Raw genomic sequence first — 21,332 nt, forward strand, 5'->3', positions numbered from 1 at the left:
GCCTTCGGGATGATAGTGTCCTGAAGGTTCTGCAAAAGCTCTGGAGAGAGAACAGCTCTTGGCCTGAGGCAAGGGGCTGCCATGGCACGCTGGTGACGTTTCGACCACCGATTCCCGTGGAAGGGGAGTGCCATGACCAATCGAGAAATTAGACTGAGCAGAGGGCGAGTTGAAAGGGTTGCTGTTGTCGGATGAGGACGGCTTTCGCAAGGACTTGCAGATTGTGGTGCAGGAGGCTTTGGAGGCCGAGATGACGCAGGCCATCCAAGGAACTTACCAAGGGCAATCAGTAACGCACTTCGTCGACCCGCAAACCGGCTTGAGTGTCATTCGCGATAGTTCAGGAAATCTCCTGTCTGGATGGAAGCTCAGTCCCAAGCAGTTAGAATATGTCTTGACGACCGGCAAACTGGGAGGCGAACTATGAGCAGCGTATCTGGCGAATACCGTGCGTTGGTTGAAACCTTTCTCGCAGGGGAAATAGATGCTCCTAAGTTGGTAGAATTTTACTTAAAGAAATTAAGGATGAGACGCGAGCCATCCCAGAGCAGGACTTTAAGGTGATAGATGAGATCTTTGCTGACATTGACGCATACACTTCCGATATCAGCTTGATTAGAGAGAATCCTAGATTTTATCTTGACGACGCACAACTGAGAGTAAAAGTTGCGGAGGCCCTAGACCGGCTCCCATGAGGCTTACCGGCTGCCCGGCGGACACGCCAACGTCATCGCTGAATGCAACGCCATTTTTGCAGAGCTTGACGCACACAACTCTCGAGATCCCTAGTCTGCGGCAGAGCTTCAGCCATCTGGCGGCTATCTCAGAACCGGCTGGAGCGTTCTTTCGGCTGAGGCGACTTCAAGCCCTGACAGGAGCATGCCGGATCAGCAGGAAGTCGCGCGGCGGTCTCCAGCGCGACCCGCGAGGCTGTCATTGAGAGATTGGGCAGCACGTCCTCCTGCAGCAATTTCTGGCGATTGCGATCCATATAGTCGTTGAAGCCCGCCGTCACGAACGCGCAAGGCACGAAACACGCGCCGATCTCGCGCGACAAGGTCGCCTCAGGGGCGATGGAATGGTTGAGTACATCCGCCCCCATGCCCCGATACGCCAAGGCTTCGGCTGGCGTTGTCAGCCGGGGCCCATAACAGTGGGCAGCCACCAACTGCTGTTCGATGCCATAAACGCGGCATTCGGCTGGCCAATGACGGCGGGCCGTTTCGACCAGAACCGCCGCACATCTTGGACACACGATTTGCTTGCCCGAACAGTCAAAGCTCTGGCGGTCAGGCAACAGTGAAAACGGGGTCTGCGTCAGTTCGATGATGTCGGCGGTCACCACCATGTCGCCCGGCTGGATCGCCTTGTTGACGGCGCCAACCGTCGAGCAGGCGAGAACTTGCCGTACACCCGCCCGCATCAATACCCAGAACGCGCGGCGATGACAGGAATGGTCAATATGGTCGCGGGGATTGCCGTGCGAATACATGCACAGAGCGCGCTTTGCTCTCCCGTCGGCAGTAATCGACGCGTCGAACTCGAGCAGCTTCCAGTTGTCGGTACGACCGAAAGGCGTTTCAAAACTCATGTCGCGCCGCAACGTGCGCACACCATCGAATTCGACATCTTCCGGGAAGGCAAGCCCCCAGTTTGCCGACCCGGTGATGATGGCCAACCCTACCTGAGGGATGTCCGTCGAATGATCCGCCAGATCGTCGGCTGCATGGTAATTGGTGGGCATGTTTCCAGTCTCGGTCAGGATTTTTGGCGAAGGGTCACAATCAGGACCACGGCCACGACGATGACGGTCCACAATGTCGAGATCGCCGCAATGGTCGGATCGATCTGATCGCGCAGCGACAGGAACATAAGCTTCGGCATCGTGCTGTTGCGACCGCTTGCAATGAAGATCGAAATCACAGACTCGTCGAGCGAAGTCAGGAACGCCATCAATGTCGCCGACAGCAAGCTGATCCGAAGTTGCGGAACGATTATTCCGCCAATGGCTCTGGCCCAGTTTGCACCGAGGCTGCGCGCCGCCTGAACCTGGTTCCAGTCAAAGCGGGCGAGAGCGGGTAGCAACACAATGCAGGCGACCGGAACGGCCAGCACCACATGTCCGACCAGCACACCGAATAGCGTTCCGATCAGATGTTGTGCGGCCAACACAAAGAAGAGACCGATCGCAAGCAGGATACCTGGGGTGATCGAGGGGGTCAGCAGGACACTCTGGATGGCCGCAGCGGTCTTTCCGCCCAGCCGGTTCATTGAAATGCAGGCGAGCAGCGCGAAAGGCACCGCGATCAACGCCGTCAATGTCCCAAGGATCAAACTCGTCCTCAGCGCGGCCATCCACGTTGCCGAGCCGAAGAAGTTCTCGTACCAGCGCAACGAGTAGGCGTGCGGCGGAAACTCGAGGAGATTCGATGCCGAAAAGGAAAGCGGCACCACCACGAGCGTCGGCAGCATCAGAAATGCCATGACAAGAGCGGCAAAGCTCCAGAGCAAAATGCGGGCGAGCCTGTTTTGCGGATAGGCTTCAAGCATGGGAGGCTTCCACGGTGTTCTGGGCCACCAGCCGGCGTGCCGCCAGCAACATCACACCGATCAGCGCTATGAGAACGAGGAGCAGAATGCCCAGGACGCTCGCCGATCCCCAGTCCTGAAAGGTCGATAATGTACGCTCGATCCGGGTAGAGAGCGGATTTACCTTGCCGCCGCCAAGCACCGCCGGCGTGATGAAAAAACCTATGGCGTAGATGAGGACGATGATCGAACCCGAGAAGATGCCGCCCGCCGAAAGCGGCATAATGACGGTGCGGATCACCTGCCTGAGAGTGGCTCCCATGCTCGCTGCCGCGCGAATGAGATTTGGGTCGATATCGCGCATCGCAGCATAAACAGGCAGCAGAAAGAGTGGCAGCATGTAGTGCACCATGCCGATGAGCGTTCCGGTGAAGTTGTAGACCAGCGGCAATGGCTCCGCCGTCAGGCCTGAACCGGTCAACGCCGCGTTGACCAGGCCGTCGCGCCGCAAAAGCACGAGCCAACCATAGGTACGCACCAGAATGGAGGTCCACAGCGGCAGCATGACGAACGCCATGAGCACGTTGGCCAACCTTGGTCTGACGCTGGCCAGAGCGAGCGCCAGAGGGGTGCCGAGGAGAATGCAGGCCGCTAGCGTACCCAAGGACAGTTCGAGGGTCGTGACGAGCGCCGACCATGTCAGTCCGCTCGAAAGGACCTTCTGGTAATTGCCAACGGTGTACTCACCTCCGGTGGTCAGGAAGGATTGCCGGATTATCCAAAGGATGGGCAGTATCGCCGCCAGTCCAACGATGAACAGCGCCGGAAGCGAAAGCGATAGAAAAAACCGCCGCTCGCGCCGTGCATCCACTGCGAGCGCCGGATCCCGGACGACGGTCACGCCGTCGCTCCCGGTATCGCGTGAACCTTCGCTGCTGGTGCATATGCGGTCATCCGCTGACCGGCGGCAAGTTCGGCGCAGCCGCCGGCCAGCGCTGCCGGAATGCAGACAAGAACCTCTTGCCCACCGTCAAGCGCCAGCGTCAAAAGCCAGTTCTCGCCGCGGAACGCTTTGGTGCGCAGTATTCCTTCGAGAGCCACTCCGTCTCCCCCGACGCGCTTCGCATCAAGATGGAAGCTTTCGGCGCGGATCATCAGCGTTTCGCGTGATGCTTCGGCGCCGTCGATTCTGCGCGCCGAGCCCGGGGCCACAATGTTGGCCTCGCCCATGAACTCCGCGACGAAGCGGGTCGATGGGCGATCATAAATCCGCTGCGGCGTATCTATCTGCTGGATGCGGCCAGAATTCATCACCGCAATCCGGTCAGACATAATCAGCGCTTCGCGCTGGTCGTGGGTCACATAGATTGTGGTGATCCGTAGATGATCATGCAGACGCCGGATCTCATACTGCATGGTCTCGCGCAGGTTCTTGTCGAGCGCCGACAGCGGCTCGTCCATCAACATCACGCGCGGTTCGAAGACGATAGCCCGCGCCAATGCCACCCGTTGACGTTGGCCGCCGGATAGTGCGGCAATATTGCGCTCCGCCAGGCCATCCAGCTTCACGCGGGCCAAGGTATCACGCGCCCGCTGACGCGCCTTCGCTCTCGGTACCTTGCGCAGCACCAGCGGATACGCGACGTTCGCCAGGACGTTCATGTGGGGAAACAAGGCGTAATTCTGAAATACTATGCCGATGTCTCGTTTGTTGGGCGGCAGGCGGGTGATGTCTCGATCGCCCAGGAAAAGTTTACCGGAATCCGGCCGGACAAAACCGGCCAGAGCCATGAGTAACGTGGTCTTGCCCGATCCCGATGGCCCTAGCAGCGTGAGGAATTCGCCAGCCTGAATGTCGAGCGAAACATCATCCAGTGCGACGTAGGACCCATAAGCCTTGTGCACGCTTTCGATGGTGATCGCGAGCGACTTCATCATGTGCTCCAGCCTTGAAGCGCGTCGCGTTCGACCGGCTTCACGCGACGCGCTTTAGGTTCTTGTTTTCATGCATGTCGTTGTCGCGCGCTGCACATTTTTGCGCTACATGCGTCAGAGCTGAGAGTCAGCGAGCCATCATTTCATCGAAGGCTCTTTGGGCAGCCTCGCCATTCTTGACCCACCATTCTGAATTGGAAAACACCGAAGTGCCAGCATTTTCAGGCGCGGTCGCAAGTGTCTTCAGACGGTCCTCGGGAATAAGGCCACCCTCATATGCCGCAGGATTGACTGGGCCATAGGCAATGAAATCGGTCAGCTTGGCAACCCGCGCGGGCTGCGTCATCGCTGCGATGAGCTTCATCGCGGCCTCCTTGTTCGGCGCACCCTTCGGCACCCCAAGGCAGTCCGTGCCGATGACCGAACCCTTGAACGTGTAGTCAGCCGCGCCGCCATCTGCTTTCACGGTTTGGGCGCGTCCGTTCCAGGTAACGACCAAATCCGCCTCACCGTCTTTCAGCAACTGCGCGGATTGGGCGCCCGAGGTCCACCACACGGCGACGTTTGGTTTAATCGCTTCAAGCCGCTTGATGGCGCGCTCTAGCCCTTCCGGCGTGCTGAGCACGGAATAGACGTCCGCCGGTGGCACGCCATCGGAGAGAAGCGCGATCTCGATCGAGTCTTGCGCATTGGCGCGCAACGCGCGACGGCCAGAAAATTTGGCAACGTCCCAGAACTCCGCCCACGTCTTTGGCGGGTTCTGGCCATAGGTCTTGGTGTTCCATGACATGACGGTGCCATAGGAATCGAACGGATAGCAGTAGTCGGACTTTGCGCCGTCCGGCACGGATTTCGGATCGATGATCTTGTAGTCGAGCGGCTCCAGCAGCGATTGCGCGGCAGCCTGCGCCCCTTCCGGCGAACCCAGGTGGACGATATCGGTCGTGACTGCACCCGAGGTAACCTGCATCTTCAGGGCGGCCAGGCCGTCGCTCTGCGTCTCCTCGCGGACATCATAGCCGAGCTCTTTTGCAGCCGGGTCCCACATGGCCTCCTTGATGGCGTTGCCATAGTCGCCGCCCGCGGTCGTGATGGTGACCGTCTGCGCATGCACGGGCAGGGCAGCCGAGATTGCGAATGCTGTTAAGGAAATGCGTAGCCAGGACATAGGTTCTCCTCCCCAACTTTTATGGAATATTGCTTGAAAGAGCCATTATTTTGTAATCGTAACGTTACGATTGCATCTGGATACGCTAGAGTCAAGCTGCTTCCTATGGGAGTTCGGATTGACCGGGATGTCGAATTCGGTAACGCTAAGGCGGTCAGCAAATCAGCCGGCGCTTTCGCAAATGAAGTCGGGCGAACAATGGCCAATCTAAAGCAGATCGCCGCGGAACTTTCCCTCTCGGTGACCACGGTGTCCCGCGCTCTGAAGGATGGACCGGAAGTGCAGCCCTCGACCATAGCCCGCGTCAAGGAGGCGGCTAAGCGGGTCGGCTATTTACCAAATCATCATGGTCGCGCGCTCAAAACCGGTCGAACGCAGACGCTGACGGCGGTACTCCCGATGGAGACACGAGACCATCTGTCCGATCTGTTGAAGCTTCCTTTGATCGAAGGCATGACGCTGGCGGCGCGGCAAGCCGGCTATAGTCTGTCCATCTATTCCACCACTCCCGACGACGATCCCGTTGAGAGTGTGCAGCGGCAGCTTCAGGCGCGCAGCGCAGACGGCCTGATCATCACACGCCTGGTGTCGGCTGATCCGCGCGTCAGGCTGCTGCTGGATCAACGCATGCCATTCGTCGCGTTTGGAAGAACCGACCTGGATATCGCCTATCCCTATGTCGATGTCGACAATGAACAGATTGCCTGCGAGGCGACCCGGCGGCTCATGGATAAGGGCTGTCGACGCATTGCGCTGCAACTTCTCGTTCCGGAGGACCAGGCGAGTGCCATGCGTCTTTCCGGGTATGGAAGGGCAATGGCCGAGGCCGGTATTCCGATCGACCAGTCGCTGATCGGTCATGGCATGTTCACCATGGAATCGAGCGCCGGCTGGTTCGATCGCTTGCTGGCGTCAGCAGATCCGCCAACGGGCTTGGCGTGCGCCAACGAACTGGGCCTTCTGGGAGCGTTGCACGCTCTCGGCAAGCGGGGTCTCACAGCAGGCCGCGACGTCCACATCGTCACCCGCGACAGCACGCGGCTGGCACGCTTCCTGCCGGCGAAGATCGGAGTTCATTCCGTCGATATGGCGGGTGTTGGACGCAAACTTATCGAAGTCCTGGAGAGCCGGATCATCAATCCGCTTGGGCCGGTGGAGACAGTCCTGGTGCAAGGCAGATTCGAGCCGGCCGAATAGTCCGGGCGGCCCTCAGGAGGCCACCTCGTCTTGAACCGGCCGGATCAGCGCCTTTGCGGCATCTGCCGGAACCGGAGCTCCAGGACGGCGATGTCCTGGTAGCGGTCCATGCTGCTGGGGTGAACCTGCTCGATTCCAAGGTCAGAACCGGAGAATTCAAGCTCATCCTGCCCTATCGGCGGCCGTTCATCCTGGGCCACGACGTGGCCGAACGGTTATCCGCGTGGGACCGAAAGTTCGCAAGTTCAAAGCCGGCGACGATGTCTATGCGCGGCCGCGCGATGGCCGGATTGGGACATTCGCCGAATTCATTGCCGTGGATGAAGCCGACGTGGCCTTGAAGCCTGAGAATCTCAGCATGGAAGAAGCGGCCTCGATTCCCCTGGTCGGACTGACCGCCTGGCAGACGCTTGTCGACAGGGCAAACCTGACGAAGGGACAGAAGGTCTTCATTCAGGCTGGTTCCGGCGGCGTCGGAACATTCGCCATTCAGTTGGCCAAGCACCTCGGCGCGACCGTTGCGACAACCGCGAGCGCGGCGAGTGCCGATCTGCTGAAAAGCCTCGGCGCCGATGTCGTCGTCGACTACAGGAAAGACGACTTCGAGAAAGTTCTGTCGGGCTACGATGTCGTCTTGAACAGCCAGGACGCCAAAACACTGGAAAAATCCCTGAGCGTGCTGAAAGCGGGTGGGAAGCTCATCTCCATTTCCGGTCCACCGGATCCCGAATTTGCCAGGAAAAGGGACTGAATTTGATGCTGAGGCTGGTGCTGCGCGTCCTGAGTCTCGGAATTCGGGCCAAAGCCAAGCGCCGCGGCGTGCAGTTTTCGTTCCTTTTCATGTGGGCGCACGGCGATCAGCTGAGCAGAATCACCTCTCTCATCGAAGCCGGCGCGATCCGCCCGGTTGTGGATCGAGTCTTTCCATTCGAAGCGACCAATGACGCCCTGGCCTATGTCGAAACAGGACGCGCCAAGGGCAAGGTCGTCATCAAGCTCAGATAGCAGGTGCCTCGAACGCACCCCTCAGCGTCTCGAACGGCGCCAGGGCGCCGCGCACCTGCACGACGGCGGCGGCGACGCGATGAGCGCGCAGCACGGCTTCTGCCGGGGCATGCCCGGCAAGGCGGGCGGCGAGGTAGGCGCCGTTGAAGGAGTCGCCGGCGCCGGTGGTGTCGACCGGCGCGGCGACATGCACCGCCGGCACCGATTGCAAGCCGCCGTTCCGGGCGATCAGCGCCGGCTCCTCGCCGTTCTTGACGACGACTTCGCCGACCAGCTTTCGCAGCCGTTCGGCTGTTTCCTGCGGTGTCGTATCACCAAACAGCACCTGCTCGTCGGGGAAGGTCGGCAGCGCAATGTCGGCGACTGCGAGCGCCTCGAGCATGGCGGCCTGTGCTTCCTCGCGCCGGCGCCACAGCCGAGGCCGGTAATTGGGATCAAAGGCGATCAGCGAGCCGGCCGCGCGCGCCGTGGCCACGGCCGTCAGCAGTACCTTGCGTGGACCCTCGTCGAGAATTGCCAAAGTGATTCCGGAAAAATAGACAAGCGCTTGGTTTTCAAGGCTTTTCTGCAATGCCGCTGGGTCCGAAGCCAACTGCCTTGCGGCCGCATCGGCCCGCCAATAGGTGAAAGAACGTTCGGCGCCGGTCAGGGTGATCGCATAGAGGCCTGGGCGGGCGCCCGCTATCACCGGGCTGGCGCCGATGCCGATGCCGTTTTCGGCCAGGAACTTGATCTGGTCGCGCGAGAACGGGTCGTCGCCGAAGGCCGACACGTAGGTCGCTGGCCGCTCGCCGCTCAAGGCATGCAGCGCCCATAAAGTATTGAACGTGTCGCCGGCAAAGCCCATGCGCCAGTTCGGCCCGGCCTGGCCCGAAAGCTCGAGCATGCACTCGCCAATCGAGGCGATGCCGTTTCCTGCCATGAAGCACTCCTCCATCCTGCAATTGCGGTGCTGTAGCTTTTTGCGGCCGGCAGCGCCATGCTTGGCGACGGCGGATTCTTGCGCTGGGCGCGATTTCCCACAGGGGCGTGGGACGCGATCTGCCCAGCGAAACGTTATCCGCAGAACAGGAATTGGTTTGGCATCGTTATGGCGTTATCTTCTTGGAGGCCTTGGCCTGGCTGCCTTGCTTGCCGGCGTGCTGGCCGCCGTCTATCTGACGGCGCCGCATGCGCCGCAACCAAGCTCGGATGTAGGCCGTTCCAAGACGACGGCGAACAAGCTGTTCGTGGCGACTTTCGAGCCCGAGAAAGGCATCATCCGGCAGGGCGAACTGGAATCCTGGCTGCTGACGCTGAATACCGTCGACGGTGCGCCGGTGGAAGGTGCTGCGATAACGATTTCCGGCGGCATGCCGCAGCACAAGCACGGTCTGCCGACCAGCCCACAGGCGACCGATTACCTCGGCGCCGGGCGCTATCGCATCGACGGGGTCAAATTCACGATGAGCGGGTGGTGGCAATTGCATTTTGCCATTTCCGCTGCGGCCGGTTCGGACACTGTCGTCTTCAACGTGGTGCTGTGAGCCGCTGATGAGCCGGTTTTCCAGTCTTCTCGTGTTGGTGGTGGTGGCCGTGCTTGCCGGCTGCGGCAGACCGGAGTTCTCCGATGCCGAAAAGCAGACCATCGCCTCGCTGGCGCTATCCAGGCTGCCGCCGCTGAAGCCCGACACCACCAATCGCTTCGCCGATGTGCCGGCCGCCGCGGCACTCGGCTCGACGCTGTTCTTCGACACCGGGATGAGCGGCGACGGCACGGTATCGTGCTCGACCTGCCACAAGATCGACCGCCAATTCCAGGACGACCTGCCGCAAGCGGTCGGGGTCGGCCGCACCAACCGTCGTACCATGCCGTTGGCCGGCGTCGCTCATGATCCCTGGTTCTTCTGGGACGGGCGGCGCGACAGCCTGTGGGCGCAAGCGCTGACACCGCTCGAAAATCCGCTGGAGCAGGCCGGCAACCGCGCCGCCTTCGCGCATTACATCAAGGCCCGCTTCGGCGAGCGCTATGAGCGCATCTTCGGCCCGCTGCCGAACCTTTCGGGCGTGCCGGCCAATGCCAGCCCGCTCGGCACCGATGCCGAGAAGGCGGCCTGGAAAGCCATGCCCGCCAGCCAAGCCGAGGAGGTCAACCGCGTCTTTGCCAACATCAGCAAGGCGATCGCCGCCTTCGAGCGCTCGATCGCGCCGCCGCAGACACGCTTCGACCGCTTTGCCATCGATCTGGCTGCGGGCGCCGAGCCGAAAGGCGACGCCGCCTTTTCGCCGGAGGAAATCTTCGGCCTGAAGCTGTTCGTCGGCAAGGCCAATTGCGTGACCTGCCACAATGGCCCGCGTTTTACCGACGGCAGCTTCCACAACACCGGCGTGCCGCCGGTCGCGGGCCTGCCGCCGGATCGCGGCCGCGTCGACGCGGTACGCCAAGTCGAGGCCGATCCGTTCAACTGTTTCGGCGCCTTTCGCGACGGCGATGCCAGCGCCTGCCGCGAACTGCGCTTCATGGTCAAGGCCGGGCCGGAACTCGTTCGTGCGTATAAGACGCCGTCGCTGCGGGGTGCCGCCACCCGGCCGCCCTACATGCACGCCGGGCAGTTTTCCTCGCTCGACGAGGTGGTGGCGCATTATTCCAAGGCACCGGCAAGCGTCGAGGGCACATCCGAGATCCACCCGCTGCAGCTTTCGGACCGCGAACGCGCGGCGCTGGTGGCGTTTTTGAAGACACTGGCGGAGTGAGGGTGGCTCAGCCCGCTCTGTAGCGATCGGCTTTCTAAGTCCTTCACTCCGCCAACATTACCGCAACAGCGCTCTCCTACCGATCCTTCACCGTCTCCATCGCGACAAACGTCGAGGTCTGGGCAACGTGCGGCAGGGCGGAGATGCGCTCGCCGAGCACGCGGCGGTAGGCGGCGATGTCGGTGGTGCGGACCTTCAGCAGATAGTCGAAGCTCGACGCCATCATGTGGCACTGCTCGATCTCCGGCACCGCCTGCACGGCGCGGTTGAAGGCGTCGAGCGCGGCCGAGCGGGTGTCGGACAGTTTCACCTGGACGAAGGCGACATGGCCTTCGCCCATGCGCTCGCGATCGATGATCGCCTGGTAGCCCCTGATGAAGCCGTCTTTCTCCAGCCGTTTCACCCGCGCCTGCACCGGCGTCTTCGACAGGCCGACTTTTGCCGCCAGTTCCGACATGGAAAGCCGGCCATTGCTGCCCAGCGCCGACAGGATGTTCCTGTCAATGCGGTCCAATTGGTCTTCTGTCGTTAAAATTCTGGTCAAATTGGCGGGCATCAGCCGTCATGATAGATCAATCGACCTGCGCTGTCGATTTCTTTGGACCGACTGCGATCGGGCTTTGTGCTAGCTTTGCGCCATTCGGTCCGGCGACCGCCGGCCCGCTCCCTGATGCTTGCTCTACAGGACCGTCATGCCAGCGCTCGATGCCATCCGCCAGCAGATCCGTGCCAATTACCTGCCTGACGAAGACGAGGCTGTGAAGCGGCTGGCCGAGGCGACGGGGCTTTCAGGGAAAGACCGAAAGGCGATCTCGGCCCGCGCTGCCGATCTGGTGCGGGCAGTGCGCGGCTCGTCCGATCCGCGGCTGATGGAAGTCTTCCTGTCCGCCTACGGCCTCTCGACCAAGGAGGGCGTGGCGTTGATGTGCCTGGCCGAAGCGCTGTTGCGGGTGCCCGACACCGAAACGATGGACGACCTTATCGCCGACAAGATCGCGCCGCACGACTGGTCGGCGCATGCGGGCGGCTCGAGCTCGATCTTCATCAATGCGTCGACCTGGGCGCTGATGCTGACAGGCCGGGTGCTCGACGAAGGCGAGGGCGGCATCGAAGGCACGCTGCGCGCCATGGTGCGCCGGTTGGGCGAGCCGGTCATCCGCAAGGCGGTCGCGGCTGCCATGCGCGAAATGGGCGAGCAGTTCGTGCTTGGCCGCACGATCGCCGAGGCCGTCAAGCGCGGCCGGCCGATGACGCAGAAAGGCTATCTCTATTCCTTCGACATGCTGGGCGAGGCGGCCCGCACCGAGGCCGATGCCTTGCGCTATCTCAAGGCCTATGCCGACGCCATCTCGTCGCTCGATGCCGGCGCCAACGGCCCCGACATCCGCCAGAACCACGGCATCTCGGTCAAGCTTTCGGCGCTGCATCCGCGCTATGAAGTCACGCAGAAGGAAAAGATGCTGCCCGTCATGGCCGAGCGGCTGCTGTCGCTGGCGCTCGCAGCGCGCCATTCGCGCATGGGCCTCAACATCGACGCCGAGGAAGCCGACCGCCTCGATTTGTCGCTCGACGTCATCGAACGGGTGCTGGCCGAGCCGGAACTTGCCGGCTGGAACGGTTTTGGCGTCGTCGTCCAGGCCTATGGACCGCGCGCCGCGTTCGTCATCGACTGGCTCTACGAACTGGCGAGGAAATACGACCGCAGCATCATGGTGCGGCTGGTCAAGGGGGCCTATTGGGACACCGAAATAAAGCGGGCGCAGACGCTCGGGCTCGACGGCTATCCGGTCTTTACCCGCAAGGCCAACACCGACGTCTCCTACCTGGCCTGCGCGAAGAAGCTGTTGGCGATGACCGATCGCATCTATCCGCAATTCGCCACCCACAACGCCCACACCGTCGCCGCCATCCTATCGATGACGACGGACCGCGATACATTCGAATTCCAGCGGCTGCACGGCATGGGCGAAGCTCTGCACGAGACGGTGCGCAAAGCCGAAGGCACGCGCTGCCGCATCTATGCGCCGGTCGGCGCCCATTCCGATCTGCTCGCCTATCTGGTCCGCCGGCTGCTGGAGAACGGCGCCAATTCCTCCTTTGTCCACCAGCTCACCGACGAGGAGGTCGAGCCCGAGGACATTGCCCGCGACCCGCTCGAGACGGTGGAGAAACAAGGCCCCGCCGCCAATCCGGCGATCGTGCCGCCGTCGGCGATCTTTGGCCCCGGCCGGCGTAATTCCAAGGGTTTCGATATCACCGACACGCTGACGCTGGCTGCGATCGACAAGGCGAGGGCCGAGTTCGCCGGGCCGGACCGCTGGCACGCCAAACCGGTCAGCCGCGCCGCCGGCTACGGCAAGCAACGTCCGGTGGTCAATCCGGCAAAACCTTCGGAAGTGGTCGGCACGGTCAGCGAGGCCGGCGCCAAGCAGGTCGAGACCGCCGTGCGCATCGCCGTCGAGGCACAACCGGCATGGGCAAGACGCCCGGTCGCCGAGCGCGCCGCCATCCTCAACCGGGCGGCCGATCTCTACGAAACGAACGCGGTCGAGTTCTTTGCACTCGCCGCCCGCGAGGCCGGCAAGTCGCTCGCCGACGGCGTTGCCGAGGTGCGCGAGGCGGTCGATTTCCTGCGCTACTATGCGGCCGAGGCCGCAAATGCCGAGGCGGGGACCGAGGCGCGCGGCGCCATCGCCTGCATCTCGCCGTGGAATTTTCCGCTCGCCATCTTCACCGGGCAGATCGCGGCAGCACTCGTCACCGGTAATTCCGTCATCGCCAAGCCTGCCGAACAGACGCCGCTGATCGCTTTTCGCGCCGTCCAGCTGCTGCGCGAGGCCGGGGTGCCGGAAGACGTCATCCAGCTTCTGCCCGGCGACGGCCCCTCGGTCGGCGGCCCGCTGACCGCTGACCCGCGCATTGCCGGCGTCTGCTTCACCGGCTCGACGGAGGTCGCCAAGCTGATCGAAAAGCAACTCGCCGAGACCGCTGCGCCCGATGCCATGCTGATCGCCGAGACCGGCGGCCTGAACGCCATGATCGTCGATTCCACTGCGCTGCCCGAACAGGCGGTGCGCGACATCCTGGCCTCCGCCTTCCAGAGTGCCGGCCAGCGCTGCTCGGCATTGCGCATTCTCTACGTGCAGAAGGACGTCGAGAAGAAGATGCTGGAGATGCTGAAAGGCGCGATGGAAGCGCTCAGCCTCGGCGACCCCTGGCGGGTATCGACCGATGTCGGCCCGGTCATCGACGACGAGGCGCAAGCGTCGATCCGCGACTACTGCACCAAAATGGGCCTGCAGGGCCGGCTGATCGCCAAACTCGAAGCACCGAAGGATGGCCGCTTCGTTGCGCCGCACGTCTTTCGGGTCAAGGGCATCGAGGAGCTGGAGCGCGAGGTGTTCGGGCCGGTGCTGCATGTCGCCACCTTCGATGCCGACGAGATCGATGCGGTGATCGCGGCGATCAACCGCAAGGGCTATGGCCTGACCTTCGGCCTGCACACCCGCATCGAAGGCCGCGCCCAGCATTTCGTCGACGGCATCAATACCGGCAACATCTACGTCAACCGCAACCAGATCGGCGCCGTCGTCGGCGCGCAGCCGTTTGGCGGCGAGGGGCTTTCCGGCACCGGGCCGAAGGCTGGCGGCCCGCATTATCTCCGGCGCTTCCGCAAGGGACCGGAGGCCGGCATCCATCTTGCCGAAGGCCGCAAGGTGACGGCGACCGAGCTCGCCGACAATCTGCCGGACCCGGCGCTTGGCGGCTGGTCGACGCGGCCGGACCGCGTCGCCATCCTGAGGAAACATCTGCGCGGTAAGGGTGCCGCGGCCATCGGCGCTGCCGCCGCCATCGATTTCGGCCAGGTCGACCTGCCCGGGCCGACCGGCGAGGCCAACACGCTGTCGCTGGCGCCGCGCGGGCGCGTGCTGTGCCTCGGTCCCGACGCGGATACGCTGCTTGCTCAGACCATCCAGGCGCTGGCCGCCGGCAATGCCGTGCTCGCCGTCGCACCCGGCGCGCCGGCGGCGCTATCAGCGCTGACCGGCAAGGGCCTGCCGCTGGCGGCGATCGACGGCCGGCCGGACCCGGTCGAAGCGCGCTCGCTGCGGGTCGATGTCGTCGCCTTTTCCGGTACGCCCGAGGCCACGCGCATCGTGCGCAAGGTCATCGCCGAGCGCGCCGGCCCGATCGTGCCGCTGGTCAGCGAAGTCTATTATCCGGCCGCCTATGCGCACGAGCGCGCCGTCTGCGTCGACACCACGGCGGCGGGCGGCAATGCCAGCCTGCTGGCCGCGGCCTGAGGGTTTCGCCAGGGCTCGCGTATCGCCGGCAGCGGCGGCGCCGACTTTGGTGCCGGCATGGGGATGGTCGCTACCTGATACCGAGCGGCACTTCGAACTGCCAGGCCGAGCGACCGGCTCCATCTGGAATAGGGGGAAACGGAGAAGCCCGGCGGACTGCGTCGAGTGCGGCCTTGTCCAGCGCGGCAACACCCGAACTGCCCGTCAGCCTGGCCGACCGGACGCTGCCATTCGATGCGACGGTAAAGGCAACGGTAGCCGTGCCGGTGGCGCGCGTGCGTGTCGAATTGAACGCCCGCACCAGCTTAGACCTGATCTTGCCGGGATAGTTGGTGACGGTCGCATTGCCGACGCCTGATTTGCCGCCCCTGCTGGCGGTCAGGATCTTGCCGTCCTTCTTGCCGTCGGCCGCGCCGCGCGTGACATCCGTTTCGTCACGGCCGCCGGAGCCGGTCTTTTTCTTCTTGGAATCGGCTTTGGCAAGTGCCTTGCTCGCCTTCTTGCGCAAGGTCGGCTTTTCGGGCTCGTTTGGTTCGGCCCTCCTGGCCGGCCTTTTCTGTGCGGTTGCCTTTTTCGGCTGCTTGGGCTCCGGGCTGTCCGGCTTCGGTTCTTCCGCCGCGCCGACTGTCTCGGTCGTCTGAACCGTTTCGGCCGGCGCCGGGTCGGCTGGTGCCGGAGCACTCGTCTCGGCAGGCTCGGCCGTTTCGACCGCGCTGACTGGCGGCGGCACGGCATTGTCGTCGGCAGGCACCAGCCTGTCGGTCGCAAGAATGTCGGGCGATGGGTCCTGGCGGGCAGGCTGGACGGATTGGGCAGGTGCGGGATCGGTGCGATCGGCAGGCGCAGCAGCTTCCGTGGCGGGCTCGCTGACCGGCTCGACCACTTCTGTTCCGGAAGCTTCGGCCGCGCCAGTGACCGGCTGGAGCATCTCCGCCGCCGCAGTCGCCTGTGCCTCGACCGTTTCCACCGGTCTGGCGTCAAGCATCGTCACCATCGTCACGTTGGCCACGTCCGGGTCGTCTCCGACATCGCCGGCTGCCTGCTGCGGGTCGGCGCCGAGCAGCATTTCGCCTTGCTGGTCGGCACCTTCGATCCTTGGCCGGTCGTCCGGCAGCGTGAGAAAAGCCAGCGCCACGGCTACGTGGAATGCGCAAGAGCAGGCGATCGCCACCGTCCAGTTGCGGCGCCGCTGCTTCTGTCGCGCCTGCCGCATTGGCTCCACAGGCACCGTAGGCAGGTCGCCGTCGGCATCGTCGATGTAACTGTCTTCCGGTCTGTCGCGCAGCGAAACACGCAGCGCCTCGCGCGGGATGGCGAAATCCGGATCGTCCGGCTCCGGCGGCAGGAAACCGGCTAGCGGCCACGCCATGGTGTTTCGTGCGAAGGCGGGTTCCAGTCCCAAAATTCAGACCCCGAAGGCGATGCCGGTCCTGGTCTGCGTCTTCAGCCCGCGCATGCAGGCATTCGGCTCGGCGCCGGCGCATTCCGTGGCGCTGTTGATCAACACGCGGCTGAGCTTGCCGCAATCGGTGCCGGCAAGGTCGAAACGCGTCACCTTGGTCTTGCCTGCCGGCAGCTCTTTGAAATCGAGCACGGTCAGCCGATCGACGACACCGACCTCGTTGAACAGCGCGACCTCGAATGCCGCCTTGGACAGATCGGCACCGAGATTGTTGGTGACCACGAAGGTCAGGCGGCAGCCCTTGTCGGATGGTTGCGCGCCGTTCAGTTCTAGGTTCAGCGCCGGCGCTGGCTGCTGTGTCCATGCCGGAGCCGCCGCAAGCGATATTGCCAGCACCGCGGCGAACGGACGAAGGGATGCCGTCATGCCTGTCATTGTCGTCAGCCTCCAAACCTCATGGTCGCCGCCAGCTTCAGGGTGACGCCGGGCTCGTAGACGACGCTCGTCGTCGATGCGTTCAGCGGGTTGGCGTATTTGACGTCGAACAGATTGTCGGCGCGAAAATCGACCTTGAAATTGTCGGTCGCCTGGTAGCTGGCGAAGGCATTGACCAGCGTATAGTCCTTGGCTACCGCGTTGCCCTGCGGCTTGCCGTTGTATTGCACCTCGCCGCCGATGGTCAGCCTGTCCTCGAGGAAGCGAAACCCGAGTTGCCCGGTGACCTGGGAGGAGGGGACCGTGACAAGGTCCGCCCGTTCGCCTTCATAGGAGATGGTGTGGCCGTCGGTGACCGACGCCGACAGCCCGGCAAAGCCCCAGGCGGCGTCATAGACGCCCTCCATCTCGAAGCCGTGGATCCTGGCCTTGGCGAAATTCTGGTACTGGAAGCAGATCGGGATGCCCGGACCGAATGGGCAGCCGCTGGTCGGGTCGAACGGCGACAACGTCACGCCGTCGATGTAGTCGTCGACGTTGTTGTTGAAATAGGCCGCCTTCAGCCGCAGCGCGTCATCAGCCTCGATGACGCCATTGGTGCTGTAATTGACGCCAAACTCCACCGTCTTGCCGATTTCAGGCTTCAAATTCGGATTGGGGAGAAACGGGAAGCTGACGCCTGACGGATGATTGCCGCTGATCAGCGTCTCCGACAGCGACGGAGAACGGTAGCCTTCCGCATAGGTGCCGTAGAATTGCAGGCCGGCGGTTTCGAAGGGCGAAACGCCCACTGTGATGCGTGGCGACAGCCGGTTACCAGAGGTTTCGCCGACATCGCTGTCGAGCTTGTAGCTGTCGTAACGCAGCCCGGCGATGACCTCGAGCCAGTGCCAGGTGAGCTTGTCCTGAACGTAAGCGCCGGAGACGTTTCTATCGCCCGAGGGCGTGTAGAAACTGTCGCCGCCCGCCGCGCCGCCTGTCTCGACATCGTCGCCGACCCAGTCGCCGCCATAGGTCAACTCATGCGCGATTCCAACGGTCTCGAATCTCGACGTGTTCCAGATGTCGATGCCGGAAGTGCCGATATCGAATGTCGACATCGAACCCGCTGGCAGGATGATCGGAAGACCGGTGACCGGATCAAACCGGTTTTGCGCGACAAGGGTCGTCAGATCGAGCTTGGTTTTGTTGTAAGACGCGTTGATGTGGAGATCGAGCCAACTCCTGTCTTCGTCGGTGATGTTGTAGCGGGCCGTGAAGGTATTCGCCTTCAGGTCGGCGTCGTTCACCGGCGCACTGCCGCTGGTTTCGGTCCATCCGTCGTTCGAGCCCATCCAACCCAGCTTCAGTTCGCTGTTGTCGCTGGGGCGGATGGTCGTCTTGAGCAGCCCGCTCAAGACGTCGAAGCCGGTGCCCGCTACAGTGTCGCCGCCGCCGTGCTTGTAGTCGTCATAATCGCGGTAGACGATGTTGCCGAGCACGTCCCAATTCTCGTTGATCCGATAGGCACCGCTGGCGCTGGTGGTCCAGCCTTCGCCGTTGGTTTCGTAGCGCCCGGTCGCTGCTGCCGCCCAGGTCTCGTCGGACCTGAGGAAATCCTGCGCATCCTTGGTGTCGAAAAAGACGACGCCGCCGATCGCCCCGGAGCCATAGGTGTTGGCGACCGGGCCGCGGATCACGTCGACGGATTTGATTAATTCGGGATCGATGTAGAAGGTCGATTGCGTGCCATGATCCGAGCGCTGGAAATTCTGACGAGCGCCGTCGACAATGACGGAGACGCGGCCGAAATCCTGCAGGCCGCGGATGTTGATGCTGGAGCTGACACGCCTTGCGTCGGCCTGGACGGCGACACCCGGCACACCGAACAGCATTTCGTTGGGCGTCGTTGCCATGCGGCGCTCGAGCTGTTCCTCGTCGACATGGCTGGCTGAAGCAAGCGACTCGATCGCCGTCTCGCCGGTACGGCTGAGGATCAGGATCTTGTCGAGCAGCGTGGTACCCGCCGGGGCCGGCTTTACCTTTTCTGGCTGTTGTGACGGGTCAGTCTGCTGCTGGTCGGCTGCCGGTTGGGCGGCCTGCTGGGCGCCGGCCGGTGTGGCGAGCAGCGGGATCGCCGCCGCGCCGGCCAGCAACGCGGCCATTTTGCTTGCCATAGACCCCACTTTTCTTGCCGTCGACCAGTGTGCCAGGCCGCCGCCCGCCGGCCGTCCCCAATTCGCCATGCTGCAACTCCAAGAATCCATGTTCGATGCTGGCTGGCTTGGGGCTGGCTGGCATTTTTCATCGCGTCCGGCGCCTTAAATGTTGACTCATTTACTCCGGTATTGCACTGCTAGATAACATGACCATTACAGTCAAGAATTGAATCGGCATTTCACGCAGGCGCCGAGCCAGATGCCCGGCACAGGAAAGGGATCGAACCAATGAACACGCACAATCCCAGCGACTTTCGCTATCGCGTCCGCCGTTCCGACGAAAATTCCATCCGTTTCGAGCGGGTCCAATCGGCCGTGAGAACGCTGTCCAGCAACACGCTGTTCCAGGGTGAGCACGAGATCGGCATCGAGCATCACGGTGCGCTGTATCGGCTGAAGATCACCCGGCAGGGCAAGCTCATCCTCAACAAGTAGGTGGTAGAAATGGACCAGCGCGTAAAACCCGCCCCGCACGAGATCCGGCGGGCACGGGCAGACAATCCGAAGATGCGCGAGCGCGACCTCGCCGCCCAACTCGGTATTTCGGAGGCCGAACTGGTCGCCGCGCATTGCGGCGACGGGGTCGTGCGGGTCGAGCCGCGTGTCAACGACCTTTTGACTGGTCTCGAAGCTGTCGGTGAGGTGATGGCGCTGACCCGCAACGAAAACGCGGTGCACGAGAAGATCGGCGTCTACGACAAGGTCGTCACCGGCAATCACAATGCCATGGTGCTCGGCGAAAACATCGACCTGCGCATCTTCCCGAAAGTCTGGGCGCACGGCTTTGCGGTGGAAAAGCGCGACGGCGCCGACATCCGTCGCAGCCTGCAGTTCTTCGACGCCGCAGGCGAGGCGATGCACAAGGTGCATCTCAGACCCGCATCCAACCTCTATGCCTATCAGAAGCTGGTGGCAGGACTGGAATCTCCGAACCAGGAACCGACGGTGGCGATTTCAGCGGGCGCGGCTGACGACGAGATCGAGCCTGCGGACAATTCGGCCAGCGTCGAGGATCTGCGCGACCGCTGGAGCCAACTAACCGACGTGCATCAGTTCTTCGGCATGCTGAAGACACTGAAGCTCAGCCGCCGACAGGCGGTGCGCATGGTCGGCCAGGACTACGCCTGGCTGGTCGAGAAGGATGCGGTGAACGCCATGTTCAACCACGCCGCTGGTGGCGCCATTCCGATCATGTGCTTTGTCGGCAATCGCGGCTGCATCCAGATCCATTCCGGCCCCGTCGCCTCGATCAAGCGGATGGGACCATGGCTCAACGTGCTCGACGAGACCTTCCATCTGCACCTGCGGACCGACCACATCGATGAGGTCTGGGCCGTGCGCAAGCCGACCAAGGACGGCCATGTCACGTCGCTCGAAGTCTATGGCGCCGACGGCAAGATGATCATCCAGTTCTTCGGGAAGCGGCACGAAGGCGAAAGCGAGCGCGAAGACTGGCGCTTTCTGGCCGAAAACCTGCCGCGTATCCCAAGCCCGACCGCAGCCTGAGGACACGACGATGGTTCTTGTCTCCAAGCTGGCATCGGTCTCCAGGCCGGCGCTTGGTCCTGCGGCCGCCGTTTTCTTGGCATTCGCCGCGCTGATGACGGCTCAAGCCGCCGAGGGCATCGCGACTTTCGCCGATCGCTCGAGGATCGTGGCTATTGGTGGCTCGATCACCGAGATCGTCTACGCGCTCGGCGAGCAGGATCGGCTGGTCGCCCGCGATTCGACCAGCCGTTACCCCGACGCGGCGCTCAAGCTGCCTGACGTCGGCTACATGCGCCAGCTGTCGCCGGAAGGCGTCCTGTCGGTCAATCCGTCGGGCATCCTGGCGCTGCACGGCAGCGGGCCGAAGGAAGCCGTCGACGTGCTGAAGAAAACGAGCATCCCGTTCATCGAGGTGCCCGAGCGCTACGACCACGAAGGCATTCTAGAAAAGATCCACATTGTCGGCAGGGCACTTGGCGTGGGCGCCAAGGCCGATGCGCTGGCGGTCGAGATCGGCGCCAAGCTGAAGGCAGCTGAAAAGCAGACCGCCTCGATCAAGGAGCGCAGGCGCATCCTGTTCGTGCTGTCGATGCAGGGCGGCAAGCTGCTTGCCGCTGGCAGCGACACCGCCGCCGACGGCATCATCAAGCTTTCGGGCGGCATCAACGCCATCGACGGATTTGCCGGCTACAAGCAATTGTCGGACGAGGCAGTCATCACCGCCAGGCCCGACGTGATCCTGATGATAAACAACGCCGGGCCGGCCACCGCGGATGACGAATTGTTTTCGAACCCTGCCGTGGCTTCGACGCCGGCGGGTGCAGCCCGCACGCTGATCCGCATGGACGGCGGCTACCTGCTCGGCTTCGGTCCACGCACGGCCGACGCCATCCATGATCTCGCCGTCTCGCTCTATGGCAGCCAGGTCGCGGATTGAG

At 62.8% G+C, this 21,332-nt stretch carries 19 protein-coding genes and 1 pseudogene; 10 read left to right on the forward strand and 10 right to left on the reverse strand.

The annotated features are described in order from the left end of the window. Positions 1-169: 169 nt before the first annotated feature. Both NKI79_RS21060 and NKI79_RS21065 read left to right on the forward strand, forming a co-directional pair. Positions 170-427, forward strand: a complete 258-nt coding sequence (locus NKI79_RS21060) for a colicin D domain-containing protein (protein WP_352804032.1) — start codon at positions 170-172, stop codon at positions 425-427. 112 nt (positions 428-539) lie between these two features. Further along, positions 540-695 carry a colicin immunity domain-containing protein gene (locus tag NKI79_RS21065; RefSeq protein WP_352804302.1) on the forward strand — a complete coding sequence of 52 codons (156 nt, stop codon included), beginning with the start codon at positions 540-542 and terminating at the stop codon, positions 693-695. Between the two features lie 128 nt (positions 696-823). Here the strand turns inward: NKI79_RS21065 and NKI79_RS21070 are convergent, their stop codons facing one another. From NKI79_RS21070 to NKI79_RS21090, 5 genes are all read right to left on the reverse strand, one after another. Then, the gene (locus tag NKI79_RS21070; protein ID WP_352804035.1) at positions 824-1,744 is read right to left on the reverse strand and encodes a phosphorylase family protein; all 921 of its coding nucleotides are present in this window, start codon (positions 1,742-1,744) and stop codon (positions 824-826) included. A 14-nt stretch (positions 1,745-1,758) separates the two neighbouring features. Next, entirely contained in the window at positions 1,759-2,550 is a 792-nt protein-coding gene (locus NKI79_RS21075) for an ABC transporter permease (RefSeq protein WP_352804038.1), read from the reverse strand. Then, on the reverse strand, positions 2,543-3,430 hold the full coding sequence (locus NKI79_RS21080; protein ID WP_352804041.1) for an ABC transporter permease: 888 nt from the start codon (positions 3,428-3,430) through the stop codon (positions 2,543-2,545). Before NKI79_RS21080 ends, NKI79_RS21075 begins: the two co-directional genes overlap by 8 nt. Then, positions 3,427-4,464: an ABC transporter ATP-binding protein gene (locus NKI79_RS21085; protein ID WP_352804304.1), complete on the reverse strand. Its 1,038-nt coding sequence runs from the start codon at positions 4,462-4,464 to the stop codon at positions 3,427-3,429. The genes NKI79_RS21080 and NKI79_RS21085 overlap by 4 nt, the downstream gene beginning before the upstream one ends. Positions 4,465-4,591: 127 nt before the next feature. Further along, positions 4,592-5,632, reverse strand: a complete 1,041-nt coding sequence (locus NKI79_RS21090; RefSeq protein ID WP_352804044.1) for an ABC transporter substrate-binding protein — start codon at positions 5,630-5,632, stop codon at positions 4,592-4,594. A 33-nt stretch (positions 5,633-5,665) separates the two neighbouring features. Between NKI79_RS21090 and NKI79_RS21095 the strand changes: the two genes are divergently transcribed. Then, positions 5,666-6,829 carry a LacI family DNA-binding transcriptional regulator gene (locus NKI79_RS21095; RefSeq protein WP_352804047.1) on the forward strand — a complete coding sequence of 388 codons (1,164 nt, stop codon included), beginning with the start codon at positions 5,666-5,668 and terminating at the stop codon, positions 6,827-6,829. 53 nt (positions 6,830-6,882) lie between these two features. Next, positions 6,883-7,834: pseudogene (locus tag NKI79_RS21100) on the forward strand (NADP-dependent oxidoreductase). Here NKI79_RS21100 and NKI79_RS21105 read toward each other — a convergent pair. After that, positions 7,827-8,756: a sugar kinase gene (locus tag NKI79_RS21105; RefSeq protein ID WP_352804049.1), complete on the reverse strand. Its 930-nt coding sequence runs from the start codon at positions 8,754-8,756 to the stop codon at positions 7,827-7,829. The pseudogene NKI79_RS21100 and the gene NKI79_RS21105 sit on opposite strands and share 8 nt — an antisense overlap. A gap of 157 nt (positions 8,757-8,913) precedes the next feature. Between NKI79_RS21105 and NKI79_RS21110 the strand changes: the two genes are divergently transcribed. Both NKI79_RS21110 and NKI79_RS21115 read left to right on the forward strand, forming a co-directional pair. Beyond that, complete coding sequence (locus NKI79_RS21110; protein WP_352804052.1) at positions 8,914-9,360, forward strand: FixH family protein; 447 nt, start codon at positions 8,914-8,916, stop codon at positions 9,358-9,360. Positions 9,361-9,367: 7 nt separating this feature from the next. Next, positions 9,368-10,567, forward strand: a complete 1,200-nt coding sequence (locus NKI79_RS21115; RefSeq protein ID WP_352804055.1) for a cytochrome-c peroxidase — start codon at positions 9,368-9,370, stop codon at positions 10,565-10,567. Positions 10,568-10,643: 76 nt separating this feature from the next. On the opposite strand, the gene NKI79_RS21120 is transcribed toward NKI79_RS21115, so the two are convergent. Beyond that, positions 10,644-11,123, reverse strand: coding sequence for an Lrp/AsnC family transcriptional regulator (locus NKI79_RS21120; protein ID WP_352804058.1), 480 nt, complete (start codon positions 11,121-11,123; stop codon positions 10,644-10,646). Positions 11,124-11,259: 136 nt separating this feature from the next. On the opposite strand from NKI79_RS21120, the gene putA reads away from it, so the two are divergent. Continuing rightward, positions 11,260-14,871 (forward strand): bifunctional proline dehydrogenase/L-glutamate gamma-semialdehyde dehydrogenase PutA, encoded by a 3,612-nt coding sequence (putA, locus tag NKI79_RS21125; RefSeq protein ID WP_352804060.1) that lies wholly within the window; start codon positions 11,260-11,262, stop codon positions 14,869-14,871. A 70-nt stretch (positions 14,872-14,941) separates the two neighbouring features. On the opposite strand, the gene NKI79_RS21130 is transcribed toward putA, so the two are convergent. The 3 genes from NKI79_RS21130 to NKI79_RS21140 are packed head-to-tail and all read right to left on the reverse strand — an operon-like array spanning position 14,942 to position 18,864. Beyond that, positions 14,942-16,240, reverse strand: coding sequence for an energy transducer TonB family protein (locus NKI79_RS21130; RefSeq protein WP_352804063.1), 1,299 nt, complete (start codon positions 16,238-16,240; stop codon positions 14,942-14,944). A gap of 36 nt (positions 16,241-16,276) precedes the next feature. After that, complete coding sequence (locus NKI79_RS21135; RefSeq protein ID WP_352804066.1) at positions 16,277-16,708, reverse strand: hypothetical protein; 432 nt, start codon at positions 16,706-16,708, stop codon at positions 16,277-16,279. 5 nt (positions 16,709-16,713) lie between these two features. Then, entirely contained in the window at positions 16,714-18,864 is a 2,151-nt protein-coding gene (locus NKI79_RS21140; RefSeq protein WP_352804069.1) for a TonB-dependent hemoglobin/transferrin/lactoferrin family receptor, read from the reverse strand. A gap of 270 nt (positions 18,865-19,134) precedes the next feature. Here NKI79_RS21140 and hemP point away from each other — a divergent pair, with 270 nt between their 5' ends. Genes hemP through NKI79_RS21155 form a run of 3 tightly spaced genes read left to right on the forward strand, consistent with a single transcriptional unit; the run spans position 19,135 to position 21,331 of the window. Then, positions 19,135-19,341, forward strand: coding sequence for a hemin uptake protein HemP (gene hemP / locus NKI79_RS21145; protein ID WP_254818229.1), 207 nt, complete (start codon positions 19,135-19,137; stop codon positions 19,339-19,341). 9 nt (positions 19,342-19,350) lie between these two features. Continuing rightward, on the forward strand, positions 19,351-20,412 hold the full coding sequence (locus NKI79_RS21150) for a hemin-degrading factor (RefSeq protein ID WP_352804072.1): 1,062 nt from the start codon (positions 19,351-19,353) through the stop codon (positions 20,410-20,412). Positions 20,413-20,422: 10 nt separating this feature from the next. Further along, entirely contained in the window at positions 20,423-21,331 is a 909-nt protein-coding gene (locus NKI79_RS21155) for a heme/hemin ABC transporter substrate-binding protein (protein WP_352804075.1), read from the forward strand. The last annotated feature ends 1 nt before the right edge of the window (position 21,332 follow it).

This window comes from Mesorhizobium sp. M0340, assembly GCF_040321535.1.
Classification (GTDB): Bacteria; Pseudomonadota; Alphaproteobacteria; order Rhizobiales; family Rhizobiaceae; genus Mesorhizobium.